Source organism: Bradyrhizobium vignae (assembly GCF_004114425.1).
GTDB classification, from domain to species: domain Bacteria; phylum Pseudomonadota; class Alphaproteobacteria; order Rhizobiales; family Xanthobacteraceae; genus Bradyrhizobium; species Bradyrhizobium vignae.
Genome location: NZ_RDQF01000003.1, coordinates 57,021 through 70,530 on the forward strand (window position 1 = coordinate 57,021; position 13,510 = coordinate 70,530).

The 13,510-nt window shown below is 64.5% G+C and carries 13 protein-coding genes; 11 read left to right on the forward strand and 2 right to left on the reverse strand.

Going from position 1 to position 13,510, the window contains the following annotated elements; all coding sequences use genetic code 11:
* Positions 1 to 71: 71 nt before the first annotated feature.
* Complete coding sequence (locus EAV90_RS03200) at positions 72 to 467, reverse strand: response regulator (RefSeq protein WP_122400980.1); 396 nt, start codon at positions 465 to 467, stop codon at positions 72 to 74.
* Between the two features lie 229 nt (positions 468 to 696).
* On the opposite strand from EAV90_RS03200, the gene EAV90_RS03205 reads away from it, so the two are divergent.
* The 7 genes from EAV90_RS03205 (at position 697) to arfB (ending at position 9,763) form a co-directional block, all read left to right on the forward strand.
* A complete protein-coding gene (locus EAV90_RS03205; RefSeq protein ID WP_122400979.1) occupies positions 697 to 1,668 on the forward strand; it encodes a bifunctional riboflavin kinase/FAD synthetase in 972 nt (323 codons plus the stop codon).
* A 207-nt stretch (positions 1,669 to 1,875) separates the two neighbouring features.
* On the forward strand, positions 1,876 to 4,920 hold the full coding sequence (gene ileS / locus EAV90_RS03210; protein ID WP_129142575.1) for an isoleucine--tRNA ligase: 3,045 nt from the start codon (positions 1,876 to 1,878) through the stop codon (positions 4,918 to 4,920).
* A 10-nt stretch (positions 4,921 to 4,930) separates the two neighbouring features.
* Positions 4,931 to 5,425 (forward strand): signal peptidase II, encoded by a 495-nt coding sequence (lspA, locus tag EAV90_RS03215; protein WP_122400977.1) that lies wholly within the window; start codon positions 4,931 to 4,933, stop codon positions 5,423 to 5,425.
* A gap of 96 nt (positions 5,426 to 5,521) precedes the next feature.
* The gene (locus EAV90_RS03220) at positions 5,522 to 6,244 is read left to right on the forward strand and encodes a hypothetical protein (RefSeq protein WP_162500545.1); all 723 of its coding nucleotides are present in this window, start codon (positions 5,522 to 5,524) and stop codon (positions 6,242 to 6,244) included.
* A 203-nt stretch (positions 6,245 to 6,447) separates the two neighbouring features.
* Complete coding sequence (locus EAV90_RS03225) at positions 6,448 to 7,842, forward strand: M16 family metallopeptidase (RefSeq protein WP_407120270.1); 1,395 nt, start codon at positions 6,448 to 6,450, stop codon at positions 7,840 to 7,842.
* Positions 7,761 to 9,227 (forward strand): M16 family metallopeptidase, encoded by a 1,467-nt coding sequence (locus EAV90_RS03230; RefSeq protein WP_129142577.1) that lies wholly within the window; start codon positions 7,761 to 7,763, stop codon positions 9,225 to 9,227. Before EAV90_RS03225 ends, EAV90_RS03230 begins: the two co-directional genes overlap by 82 nt.
* A 119-nt stretch (positions 9,228 to 9,346) precedes the next feature.
* Positions 9,347 to 9,763, forward strand: coding sequence for an alternative ribosome rescue aminoacyl-tRNA hydrolase ArfB (gene arfB, locus EAV90_RS03235; RefSeq protein ID WP_129142578.1), 417 nt, complete (start codon positions 9,347 to 9,349; stop codon positions 9,761 to 9,763).
* Positions 9,764 to 9,926: 163 nt separating this feature from the next.
* Here arfB and EAV90_RS03240 read toward each other — a convergent pair whose 3' ends face one another.
* Positions 9,927 to 10,232: a hypothetical protein gene (locus EAV90_RS03240; RefSeq protein ID WP_122400972.1), complete on the reverse strand. Its 306-nt coding sequence runs from the start codon at positions 10,230 to 10,232 to the stop codon at positions 9,927 to 9,929.
* 304 nt (positions 10,233 to 10,536) lie between these two features.
* On the opposite strand from EAV90_RS03240, the gene EAV90_RS03245 reads away from it, so the two are divergent.
* From EAV90_RS03245 to EAV90_RS03260, 4 genes are read left to right on the forward strand one after another with little or no spacing between them, the layout of a single operon-like run.
* Entirely contained in the window at positions 10,537 to 10,923 is a 387-nt protein-coding gene (locus EAV90_RS03245) for a c-type cytochrome (protein WP_164936755.1), read from the forward strand.
* Positions 10,924 to 11,319 carry a VOC family protein gene (locus EAV90_RS03250; protein ID WP_122400971.1) on the forward strand — a complete coding sequence of 132 codons (396 nt, stop codon included), beginning with the start codon at positions 10,924 to 10,926 and terminating at the stop codon, positions 11,317 to 11,319.
* 44 nt (positions 11,320 to 11,363) lie between these two features.
* Positions 11,364 to 11,912 (forward strand): gluconate 2-dehydrogenase subunit 3 family protein, encoded by a 549-nt coding sequence (locus EAV90_RS03255; protein ID WP_122400970.1) that lies wholly within the window; start codon positions 11,364 to 11,366, stop codon positions 11,910 to 11,912.
* A gap of 27 nt (positions 11,913 to 11,939) precedes the next feature.
* Complete coding sequence (locus tag EAV90_RS03260) at positions 11,940 to 13,508, forward strand: GMC family oxidoreductase (protein WP_129142579.1); 1,569 nt, start codon at positions 11,940 to 11,942, stop codon at positions 13,506 to 13,508.
* The last annotated feature ends 2 nt before the right edge of the window (positions 13,509 to 13,510 follow it).

Sequence of the window (13,510 nt, forward strand, 5' to 3'; positions counted from 1 at the left end):
CAGAAGCCGCAACCGATGTCGTGAATGGACGGGGTCCCGGCGCAGCGCCGCGTCCGGGACACGAAAGCGCCTTACGCGCTCGCCATGTCCGGGAAGACCGCCTCGATCTTCGTCTTCAGCGTCGCCGCGTTGAACGGCTTCACGATGTAGTTGTTCACGCCGGCCTTCTTCGCCGCGATCACGTTCTCGGTCTTGGATTCGGCCGTGATCATGATGAACGGCGTAGTGGCGAGGTTCGGATCCGCGCGAACTTCGCGCAGGAGGTCGTAACCCGTCATCGGCTCCATGTTCCAATCGGAGATCACGAGCCCGTACTTCTTGCCGCGCATCTTGTTCAGCGCCGCCGAACCGTCGCTGGCATCATCGATATTCTCGAAGCCAAGCTGCTTCAGCAGATTCCGGATGATACGGATCATGGTGCTGTAGTCATCCACCACCAGAACCGGCATCGTCAAATCAACCGCCATCTCGACTCCCCCAACGCAAACCCAGGAATATTACGATCGGACTGCCAGGCCGGCGCCCGGCAGTTCCACGCCTCAAGCACTAGCATCGAGGCCTTAAACAGCCCGTTAACTGGGGGCCGCTCCGAAGGATTGAAATCGTGTTCAATGTCTGCCCGCCCCGCCGCTTGACTTCGCAGGGCCGGTCGCGCCACGGTCCGGGCCGGTCCTGCCCGGTTCGAGAATTCCCCTGATGGCTCCGCCTTTTACCGTTATCCGCGACACAACGCCGGATTCCGCCATTCCGAGGGGCGCCGTGGTCGCCATGGGCAATTTCGATGGCGTTCATCTCGGCCATCGCGCCGTGATTGCGGCTGCCCTGGAGATGGGCCGAGCGCATGGCCGCCCTGCGCTGGCATTGACCTTCGAGCCGCATCCGCGGCGGTTTTTCAGCCCCAACACCCCGCAATTCCGCCTGACGGACGAGCGGGCCAAGCTGCGGCTTTTGGCCGGTACCGGGCTCGCCGGCGCCGTTGTCATGACCTTCGACAAGGCGCGTGCCGGAACCAGCGCGCAAGATTTCATTCGCCATGACCTGATCGGGCGTCTCGGGGTCAGCGGCATCGCGGTCGGCTACGACTTCCATTTCGGCAAGGGACGGGTCGGCTCGCCGAGCCTTCTCGTCAACGAAGCGCCCCGGCTCGGCATCGAGGTCGACGTGCAACCGCATGTCGATATCGACGAACGGCCGGTTTCCTCCAGTGCCATCCGGATCGCCCTCGCCGAGGGCCAGCTCGACCAAGCCACCACCATGCTGGGCGCGCCCTGGTTCATCACCGGCGAAGTCATCCATGGCGAGAAGCGCGGCCGCGACCTCGGTTATCCCACCGCCAACATCCGCCTGGATGCCAATTGCGGCCTCAAGCACGGCATCTACGCGGTGCGGGTCGGCCGGGGGACCGAGCGCCTGGATGGGGTGGCGAGCTTCGGCCGCCGCCCGACCTTCGACAACGGCGCCCCGCTGCTGGAAATCTTCCTGTTCGACTTCAAGGGCGACCTTTACGGGCAGGCGCTCGACTGCGCCTTCATCGGCTTCATCCGCGAGGAGCTGAAATTCGACAGCCTGGAGGCCCTGATCCGCCAGATGGACGACGATTCCGGCCGCGCCCGCGCCATCCTGGCCGCTGCCCCGGACGCGTTTCCGAGGCTGGGCGTGATCGATTAAGGGCCGAAACCGGGCCAGCCGAACCTTTGCGCTTCCTCCGCCCCCCTGCTATGGAGAGCCCATGTTTGCGCGGCGCATCATAGGGATTAGCGGCCCGGCTTCCGCCTGAGCCTCAAGGCTCGGCGCAAGACCGGGATTTCGTCGTTTCACCCCGCGATTCCGCATCGCCCAGCCGTTCCCCGCGCCACCTCCGAGCCAGTCAGCCTCATGTCCGAAAAGCCGCAAAAGTCGCAAAAGTCTGAAGCCAAAGACTATTCGAAAACCCTGTTCCTGCCGCAGACCGAATTCCCGATGCGCGCCGGCCTGCCGCAGCGCGAGCCGGAGATCCTCAAGCGCTGGTACGAGATCGGCCTTTACGAAAAGCTGCGCGAGAGTGCGAAGGGCCGCGCCAAGTTCGTGCTGCACGATGGGCCGCCCTACGCCAACGGCAACATCCATATCGGCACGGCGCTGAACAAGATCCTGAAGGATCTCGTCACCAAGAGCCAGCAGATGCTCGGCTTCGATTCCAACTACGTGCCGGGCTGGGATTGCCACGGCCTGCCGATCGAGTGGAAGGTCGAGGAGGAGCACTATCGCAAGAAGGGCAAGCAGAAGCCCGACTTCCGCGACAGTGCCGCCATGATCGATTTCCGGAGAGAGTGCCGCGCCTATGCCACGCACTGGCTCGGCGTGCAGCGCGAGGAATTCAAGCGCCTGGGGGTGATCGGCGACTGGGACCATCCCTACGCCACCATGAGCTATCCCGCCGAAGCCCAGATCGCGCGCGAGCTGATGAAGTTCGCCGCCAACGGCACGCTTTATCGCGGCTCCAAGCCGGTGATGTGGAGCGTGGTCGAGAAGACCGCGCTGGCCGAAGCCGAAGTGGAGTACGAGGACTACACCTCCGACATGGTCTGGGTGAAATTCCCGGTGACCTCGCCAGCGCACGGTGCGCTTGCCTCCGCGAGCGTCGTCATCTGGACCACCACGCCTTGGACCCTCCCCGGCAACCGCGCCATCTCGTTCTCGCCGAAGATCGCTTATGGCCTCTACAAGGTCTCGGACGCGCCCGCGGACAATTGGGCCAAGACCGGCGACCTTCTGATCCTCGCTGACGCACTCGCTGAAGAGGTGTTCAAGCAAGCGCGTGTGACCGCCTATGAGAAGGTGCGCGACGTCCCCGGCGACACCATGGACGCGATCGAATGCGCTCATCCGCTCAAGGGCCTTGCCGGCGGCTACGAATTCACCGTGCCGCTGCTGCCCGGCGATCACGTCACCGACGATACTGGCACCGGCTTCGTGCACACGGCGCCGGGCCATGGCCGGGAGGATTTTGACGCCTGGATGGCGCAGGCGCGCGATCTCGATGCGCGCGGCATCAACACCGCGATCCCCTACACTGTCGATGAGAACGGCGCCTACACCGATCATGCGCCCGGCTTTACCGGCAAGCGTGTCATCAACGACAGGGGCGAGAAGGGCGATGCCAACGAGGCCGTGATCAAGGCGCTCGTCGACAGAGGCATGCTGCTCGCGCGCGGCCGGCTCAAGCATCAATATCCGCACTCCTGGCGCTCCAAGAAGCCGGTGATCTTCCGCAACACGCCGCAATGGTTCATCGCGATGGACAAACCTGTTGTGGACGCACCGGGCAAGCCCGGCGCTATGGACGTGGCGCAGGGCGGCAAGGCGAAGAGCGGCGACACGCTGCGCGCCCGCGCGCTGCACGCGATCTCGGTAACGCAATGGGTGCCGCCATCGGGCGAGAACCGCATCAATGGCATGATCGAGGCGCGCCCGGACTGGGTGATCTCGCGCCAGCGCGCCTGGGGCGTGCCGATCGCCGTGTTCGTGCGCGAGAAGGGCGACGGCTCCGCCGAGATCCTCCAGGACGAGGCGGTGAACGCGCGCATCGGCGAAGCCTTCGAGAAGGAAGGCGCCGACGCCTGGTATGCGACGGGCGCGCGCGAGCGCTTCCTCGGGCCCCGCGCGAGCGAGGACTGGCAGAAGGTCGACGACATTCTCGACGTCTGGTTCGATTCAGGCTCGACCCACGCCTTCGTGCTGGAAGACCCCGTGCATTTCCCGGGGCTGTCAGGCATCAAGCGCAAGGTCGACGGCGGCACCGACACGGTGATGTATCTGGAAGGCTCGGACCAGCACCGCGGCTGGTTCCACTCCTCGCTGCTGGAGAGCTGCGGCACGCGCGGCCGCGCGCCTTACGACATCGTTCTGACTCACGGCTTCACGCAGGCCGAGGACGGCCGCAAGATGTCGAAGTCGCTCGGCAACACCATCGAGCCGCAGGCCGTCATCAAGGAATCCGGTGCCGACATCTTGAGACTCTGGGTCGCGTCCTGCGACTACACCGACGATCAGCGCATCGGGCCCGAGATCCTGAAGAACACCGTCGAGACCTATCGCAAGCTGCGCAACACCGTGCGCTGGATGCTGGGCACGCTGCATCACTACAAGCCTGCCGACGCGGTCGCGCCCGCCGACATGCCCGAGCTCGAGCGCTTCATGCTGCACGAGCTCGCGGTGCGCGCCGCCGCGATCGGCAAGGCCTATCGGGAGTTCGACTACAAGACCGTGGTCGCGATCCTGTCCGCCTTCCTCAACAGCGAGCTCTCCGCGTTCTACTTCGACATCCGCAAGGACACGCTTTATTGCGATCCGCCGTCGTCACTGACGCGCAAAGCGGCGCTGACGACCATCGACCTGCTGTGCGCCTCGATCCTGAAATGGCTGGCCCCGATCCTCAGCTTCACCGCGGAGGAAGCCTGGCGCATGTACCGGCCCGACGCGGAGCCGTCCGTGCATCTGACGCTGTTCCCGACCGATCTCGAAGCCTTTCGCGACGACAAACTCGCCGCGAAATGGGAGATGATCCGCAACGTCCGTCGCGTCGTCACCGGCGCGCTCGAGTTGGAACGGGCCGCCAAGAACATCGGCTCCTCGCTGGAGGCTTCGCCGGTGATCTATGTCGCCGATCGCGCCATGCTGGCGACCTTGTTCGACGTCGATCTCGCTGAAGTCTGCATCACCTCGAACTACGAGGTGCGAGAGGACGAGGCGCCGGCAGGTGTATTCCGTCTCGATGCTGTCCCCGGCGTCGCGGTCGTGGTGGAGAAGGCGGTCGGCACCAAATGCGCCCGCTCCTGGAAGATTTCGCCGACGGTCGGCGAGGACCCTGAATACCCCGACGTCACCCCGCGCGACGCGAAGGCGCTGCGCGAATGGAAGGCGCTGGGGGTGAGCGTCTGATCGATCGGCCATGACCCCGCTCCGCGCCGGCATCCTCTCGGCCGTGGTCACGCTCGTGGCCGACCAGGCCTCGAAACTCTGGCTCCTGAACGTGTTCGACCTCGCCCGTCGCGGCGCAGTGCGGGTGACGCCGTTCTTCGACCTGGTGCTGGCCAAGAACGTCGGGATCAGCTTCGGTTGGCTCCAGAACGACGATCAGGCGGCGCAGCTCGCGCTGATGGCTGTGAAGGTCATCGCTGTGGTCGCCCTGACGATCTGGATGGTCCGATCGCACACCCGGCTTGCGACCGTCGCCCTGGGGTTGATCATCGGCGGTGCCGTCGGCAATGGCATAGACCGCTTCGTCCACGGGGCAGTGATCGATTTCGCTCTGTTCCACATCGAGATCGCCGGAAATACCTATAATTGGTATGTGTTTAACCTCGCGGATGTGGCCATCGTTGCTGGGGTGGCGGCGCTATTGTATGATTCCATCCTGGGGGTACCCGCCGCAAAAGCGCCCTGATCCCGGCCGATACGGACCGGCCGGTGGAACCCCGCTTTTGCGAGGTTGGAGCCGCGCGCGAGCGGCAATCTGCCACAATATGGAACAGGTAAAGTGATGCGCAGCGCGATGACCAGCGGTTCGATGGTGCGAGACCCCCGGTGGGGGCTTTGGCGGGCATTGAAATTGTCTGCTGTCGCACTCGGCATCGGTCTCGTCATGTCGACCGGCGCGGCCCGCGCCGGTGACGACGACGAGGAAGACGATATGACCTTCGAAGAGAGGCTTATCGACAATCTGATGTCCGGCCTCGGCGCCAAGAGCATGGAGAAGAAGGGCATCGAATACCGCGAGCGCTCGCCGCTGGTCGTGCCGCCCAACCTCGATCTGCCGCCGCCTGCGACTGAAGCCAAGGCTGCGCCGAACTGGCCGAAGGATCCCGACGAGAAGCGCCGCAAGGAGGCCATCGCCGCGCGCAAGAAGGCCACCAAAGCAACGGAGAACTGGCAAGCCGCCCAGCCCCTCACGCCCGCCGAGATGAAGGCCGGCCAGGTCGCGGCAGCGCCCCGGACAAGCAATGACCCGATCCAGCCGGGTACCAATGGCAATCCGTCACTCAGCCCCGCCGAACTCGGCTACTCTGGCGGCCTGTGGAACATGATGAAGGGTGGCAACGCCACCGAAGAGAAGAAATTCGTCAGCGAGCCGCCGCGCCAGTCGCTGGTCGAGCCGCCGCCGGGCTACCAGACGCCCTCGCCGAACTATGCCTATGGCGCCGGGCCGGACAAGTCGCGGCGGATGTACTACGACATCATGTCCGGCAAGGAGAAGGAACAATAGCGTTCCTGTCCCGTCGCTGCATTCTGAGCGACGCGAATCGAGCGTCGGCGGCTCATGTCCGCCCGACGCCATCCAAGATTGCCTATCAGTAACTTGCCTACGCGTTGAGTTCTCTGCTTCGTGACGCGAAGCCTCAGCCGCACGGTGTACCATGCCGTGCCTTCCGAGCCGGAAGATCCGGGCTCGACCTTTCACCAGGGTTCATGATGTCCTCTTACCGATCGGCTGCCTGCCTTCTTGCCGCGCTGCTTTCGACCAGTGTCCTTTCGGCCGGCGCCGCCCTTGCCCAGACCACGGTCACATCGGCCCCACCCGCCAGCTTCACGCTCGATAACGGCATGCAGGTCGTGGTGATCCCGGATCACCGCACCCCCGTGGTCACCGAGATGATCTGGTACAAGGTCGGCTCGGCCGACGAGACCCCAGGCAAGTCCGGCCTCGCCCATTTCCTCGAGCACCTGATGTTCAAGGGCACCTCGAATCATCCAGTCGGCGAATTCTCCCAGACCGTGCTCCGTGTCGGCGGCAACGAGAACGCCTCCACCTCGGTCGACTACACCAATTATTACCAGCGCGTGCCGAAAGAGCAGCTGCCGACCATGATGGAGTTCGAGGCCGACCGCATGACAGGCCTCGTCCTCAAGGACGAGAACGTGCTGCCCGAGCGAGACGTCGTGCTCGAAGAGTACAACATGCGCGTCGCCAACAATCCGGACGCGCGGCTCAACGAGCAGATCATGGCGGCGCTCTACCTCAATCATCCCTATGGCCGGCCGGTGATCGGCTGGCACCAGGAGATCGAGAAGCTCGATCGCGAGGATGCGCTCGCCTTCTATCGTCGCTTCTATGCGCCGAACAACGCGATCCTGGTGATCGCCGGCGACGTCGACGCCGCCGAAATCCGCACGCTGGTCGAGCGCAATTTCGGCGCCATTCCCGCCCAGCCCGCAATCCCGGCGCGACGTATCCGTCCGCAGGAGCCGGAGCCCGCCGCCCCACGCACCGTCACGCTGGCCGATCCGCGCGTCGAGCAGCCGAACATGCGGCGCTACTATCTGGTGCCATCGGCCACCACGGCCGCGGCCGGCGAGAGCGCGGCCCTCGACGTGCTGGCGCAGCTGATGGGCAGCGGCAGCAATTCCTATCTCTACCGCGCCCTCGTCGTCGACAAGTCGCTCGCGGTCTCCGCCAGCGCCAGTTATTCGAGCATCTCGCTCGACCCGACTCAATTCGCGATCTCGGCTGCGCCGAAACCCGGCGTCAGCTTCGCAGACGTGGAACAGGCGGTCGACGGCGTCATCGCCGACGTCGCGCAGAACCCGATCCGCGCCGAGGATCTGGAACGGGTCAAGACCCAGCTGATTGCCGAGGCGATCTATGCCCAGGACAACCAGGCCGTACTGGCACGCTGGTACGGCGGCGCGCTGAGCACGGGCCTGTCGATCGAGGACATCAGGAGCTGGCCCGATCGCATCCGCGCCGTCACCGCCGAGCAGGTGCGCGCCGCTGCGCAGAAATGGCTCGAGAAGAAGCGTTCCGTGACGGGCTATCTGATCAAGGACACCGCCACCGCCAAGCGCGAGGAGAAGCGTTCGTGACCTATTCCTTCCTTCGCGCATCACACTTCCCGCGCACGAGACATTTCGCGCTGTCCTTCGTCACCGGCGCCGCGCTTGCGCTGGCGGCGGTCTCGCCTTCGCAGGCGGCCGCAAAGATCCAGCACCTGATCTCGCCGGGCGGCATCGAAGCCTGGTTCGTGCAGGACGCGACGGTGCCGCTGATCGCGATGGAATATTCCTTCGCGGGCGGCTCGGCGCAGGATCCCAAGGACAAGCCGGGCGTCGCCAATCTGGTCGGCGACCTCCTCGACGAAGGCTCCGGTGATCTCGATTCCAAGATGTTCCATGAACGGCTCGACCGCCGCGCCATCGAGCTCTCCTTCAGCGCCACGCGCGACACCTTCCGCGGCAGCCTGCGCATGCTCCGCGACAACAAGGACGAGGCCTTCGACCTGCTCAGGATGGCGCTGACCTCGCCACATTTCGACAGTGCCGACGTCGAGCGTATCCGTTCGCAAGTCATCTCGGGCCTGCGCCGCGAGACCACCAATCCGACCTCGCTGGCGAGCCGCAAGTTCCTCGAGGTCGCCTTCGGCGATCATCCCTACAGCCGGCAAAGCAACGGCAATCTCGACAGCGTGCCGACCATCACGGTCGCCGACTTGAAGGATTATGTCGGCCGCGTTCTCGCCAAGGATGGGCTCAAGATCGCGGTCGTCGGCGACGTCGATCCGGCGACCTTGGGCAAGCTGCTCGACCACACCTTCGGTGGCCTGCCCGCAAAGGCTAATCTGACGCCAGTCCCGGACGTCGAGGCTGCAAAGCCGCCGCAACGCGCTTTCGTGCCGCTCGACGTGCCGCAGACCGTGATCACCTTCGGCGGCCCCGGCGTGAAGCGCAGCGACCCGAACTTCATGGCCGCCTATGTCGTCAACCACATCCTCGGCGGCGGCGGCTTGTCCTCGCGGCTCTATCGCGAGGTGCGCGAGAAGCGCGGCCTCGCCTATTCCGTGTTCGAATCGCTGCTCTGGATGGAGCATTCGGCGGTCTTTATCGGCAACACCGGCACCCGCGCCGACCGCGCCGGCGACACCATCGATGCCATCGAGAAGGAGGTGCGCCGCATTGCCGAGGAGGGCCCGACGCAGAAGGAGCTGGACGAGGCCAAGTCCTACCTCAAGGGCTCGCAGATGCTGGCGCTCGACACCTCGTCCAAGCTCGCCCAGGCACTGCTGCAATATCAGCAGGACAAACTGCCGATCGACTACATCGAGAAGCGCAATGCCATCGTCGATGCGGTGACGCTGGACGATGCCAAGGCGGCCGCCAAGCGGCTCTGGGGCCAGGGGCTGCTGACCGTCGTCGTCGGCCGCACCCCGCAGGCCGCCGCACAGCCGGCAGCCACGGCGCCGAAATCGAACTGACCTCCTCTCCATACGCTTCCTGAAATGGCCGGGCTCGCCCGGCCATTTGCGTTTCGCGGCAGCGCCATTGCTGAGGGCCGGCGTCCGCGGTATGTCCGGACATCACGAATGGTGCCATCATGCTGCGGATATCCCGCGATCTCGTCATCGACGAGGACGACATCGAGATCGGCTTTGTCCGCGCCTCCGGCCCGGGTGGGCAGAACGTCAACAAGGTCGCGACCTCCGCGCAACTGCGCTTCGACACCCGCAAGCTGACCTTGCCCGAGGATGCCGCGCTGCGCCTCGCCCGCATCGCCGGCCAGCGCATGACCAAGGACGGCATCATCGTGATCCACGCCCAGCGCTTCCGTACCCAGGAGCGCAACCGCCAGGACGCCATCGACCGCCTCGTCGAGATCCTCAAGGAGGCCATGGTGCGGCCGACGCCGCGCCGCGCGACGCGGCCGACCTACGCCTCCAAGCAACGCCGGCTCGAAGGCAAGAAGCGCCGCAGCGACATCAAGGCCGGACGCGGCGGCCGCTTCGACGACTAACCGGCGCGGCAGGAAACTCCGGCCGCAACGCGACCGGAGTTGTGCCGGTTGCGCCGGCGAGCCCAAAGCGCGATGAGATTTGGACGAATCGTCATCGCGCTTCAGGCTGTTGTTTTGCGCATGATCTTCCGGAAAACCGCTTCGCACTTTTCCGGATCATGCTTTAGTAACGCTTCGACGGGGCTGCGCCGCCTGTGGTGGAATCGTCGGCTGTTCCCTTGTGCGCAGCGCTCCCCGTGGTGCCGACCGTGCCCCTGGTGCCCTTGGTTGATTTCATGCCGGTCTTCTCGCCCGCTGCGCCCGGCTGAGCGTTCATCTCCTCGTCACCGCTGCCCATGGTGCCGCCTTGCATGGGTTTGCTTTGCACCGTGCCGCCTGTCTTGGCGGGTGGCGCGCCTTGCGCGAGAACAGGCGTCGCAACGAGAGCCGACAGAGCGCATGCGATCATCGAGGTCTTCACCAACTTCATCCATTTCTCCTGGATTTTTTCGCAATGAATGGCTCGGCGGCTCCCTGCGCCGCCTCGTCTGCACCGGACCATTGCATCGCGTAGAGAGTTCAAGCGGCGCGACCGTCATGCAATGCGCATCATGTGGTGAACGTTTAGGGATTTGACGGCGCTTTCGCGGAATTGTGCTCCGCATATAAGGCAGCGCGGAGCACCACACGCCACAAGCATCGACGCGCGTAGCGACACAGCCCGCTACTACCACCGCATGTTTGGCCGCGCCTAGTGTTTGCGCACGTCGATGCAGTTGGGCGGATTCTTGACGATGCGCGTGGTCGTGCTGGGATTGTGCACCGCGATGGTGCTGTTGGTCAGGGTTGCCGACGCGCAGATGCCGTTGCCGGCCACAAGGCCGCCGGACGGTGCCACACTGTTCAAGCAGCAATGCGCGGTGTGTCACACCTTGAGCCTGTCGGAGCCGATGCGGCAAGGCCCCCCTTTGGTCAAGGTCCTGGGCCGTCCCGCCGGCAAGGTCGAGGGCTTCCATTATTCGGACGGCCTCGCCAAGGCTGATTTCACCTGGGACGAGACCCGGCTCGATGCGTGGCTGGCCAATCCGCAAGCCGTCATTCCCGGCGTGGTGATGGTCTACCGGCAGGCCAAGCCCGAGACGCGCGCCGCCATCATCGCCTTTCTCAAGGAGCAGAACTGAATGGCAAAGCCGATCCATTCCATGATCCGCGTGCGCGACGAGGCGCGCTCACTCGACTTCTACAGGCGCGCCTTCGGCCTGGAGGTCGCCGACCACCTGAAATTCGCGGATTTCGCCCTGATCTATCTGCGTCACCCCTCCTCACCTTTCGAGGTGGAGCTGACGGTGAATTTCGATCGCAAGGAGCCGTACGTGCTCGGCGATGGCTACGGCCATCTCGCCGTGGTGGTCGAGGATCTCGATGCCGAGCATGCTCGCTTCGAGCGCGAGAGCCTCGCACCGGGGCCGCTGCGCGACTTCAAGCACGGCGGCAAGACGCTGGCGCGCTTCTTCTTCGTCAGCGATCCCGATGGCTACAAGATAGAGGTGATCCAGCGAGGCGGACGCTTCGGCTGATCAAATCACAAGAACCAAATCACAAAAATCCACGGAGGAATGCCATGAGAGAAATCGATCGTCGAAGCAAGCAAAGCCGCCGCGTCTTTCTCAAGGGCGCGGCGACCGCTGTGCCGGTCGTCGCTGTCGCGACCAGTATCGCCACCAGCATCGGGGATGCCTGGGCCGATGATGCCACCACGCTCTCGCCCGCGACGATGAAGACGCTGCTGAAGGTCGCGCGCGACATCTATCCGCACGATGTGCTCGGCGACAGCTATTACATCACCGCAATCAAGCCCTGGGACGGCAAGGCGGCGAAGGATCCCGCCGTCAAATCGCTGATCAGCGACGGCATTGCGCGGCTCGATCAGAACGCGCGCGACCGCCACAAGGTGCCTTATGTCGAAGTGCCCTGGGAGGCCGACCGCGTGGTGCTGCTGAAGGAGATCGAGCAGAGCGACTTCTTCCAGAAGGTGCGCGGCGATCTCGTCGTCTCGCTCTACAACCAGAAGGAGGTCTGGCCGCGCTTCGGCTACGAGGGCTCCTCCGCCGAGCACGGCGGCTACATCAATCGTGGCTTCGCCGACATCGATTGGCTGCCGAAGGCTTAACGCACCCAACGGTTCAGGAGAACGCATATGGCCAAATTCGATCTGAACGACTCCAGCGTTGTGGTGATCGTCGGTTCCGGAGCCGGCGGCGGCACGCTGGGCAACGAGCTCGCGCAAAAGGGCGTCAAGGTTGTCATCCTGGAAGCAGGTCCGCGCATCGAGAACCAGGATTTCGTCAACGACGAGTGGGAGAGCTTTTCCCAGCTCGCCTGGTCGGACGCGCGCACCACGTCGGGGACGTGGCGCGTCGCCAAGGACTTTCCCAATCTTCCTGCCTGGATCGTCAAGGCGGTCGGCGGCTCCACGGTGCATTGGGCCGGCGCCTCGCTGCGCTTCGATGAGCACGAGTTCAGGGTCAAGAGCACCTACGGCAACATTCCTAGCGCGAACCTCCTGGACTGGCCGATCACGCTTGCCGAGATGGAGCCATGGTACGCCAAGGCCGAGAACAAGATGGGCGTGACCCGCACCAACGGCATTCCCGGACTTCCCGGCAACAATAACTTCAAGGTGCTGGAGGCCGGCGCAAAGAAGCTCGGCTACAAGACCGTGCACACCGGCAACATGGCGATCAACAGCCAACCGCGCGACGGACGCGGCTCCTGCCAGCAGATCGGCTTCTGCTTCCAGGGCTGCAAGTCCGGCGCGAAATGGTCGACGCTCTACACCGAGATCCCCAAGGGCGAGGCGACCGGCAATCTCGAAGTGCGGCCGAGCAGCATGGCGGTCAAGATCGAGCATGATTCCAGCGGTAAGGTGACCGGCGTCGTCTACGCTGACGAGAGCGGCGCCATGCAGCGCCAGAAGGCGCGCATCGTCGCAGTCGCCGGCAATTCGATCGAGAGCCCGCGGCTGCTGCTCAACAGTGCCTCGACAATGTTCCCGGACGGTCTCGCCAATTCATCGGGACAGGTCGGCCGCAACTACATGCGCCATATGACCGGCAGTGTCTATGCCGTGTTCGAGAAGTCGGTGCACATGTATCGCGGCACCACCATGGCCGGCATCATCCGCGATGAAGCGGCCAACAACCCGAAACCCGGCTTCGTCGGCGGCTACGAGATGGAGACGCTGTCGATCGGCCTGCCCTTCATGGCGGCGTTCCTCAATCCCGGCGCCTGGGGACGTTCGTTCACGTCAGCGCTCGACGGTTATCCCAGGATGGCCGGCATGTGGCTGGTCGGCGAGGACATGCCGCAGGAGACCAACCGCATCACGCTCGACCCTGTCGTCAAGGACAAGTTCGGCCAGCCGGTCGCGAGCGTGCATTTCGACGATCATCCCAACGACGTCGCGATGCGCGCGCATGCCTACAAGCAGGGCGCTGCGGTCTACGACGCCGTCGGCGCCACCGTGACCTATCCGACGCCGCCCTATCCAAGCACGCACAATCTCGGCACCAACAGGATGAGCGAGAAGCCGCGCGACGGCGTCGTCAACAAGTTCGGGCAGAGCCACGATATCAAGAACTTGTTCGTCTCCGACGGCAGCCAGTTCACCAGCGGCGCGGCCTGCAATCCGACGCTGACCATCGTCGCGCTGGCGATCCGGCAGGCGGATTACATTGCCGGGGCGATGCAGAAGAAGGAAATTTGAGG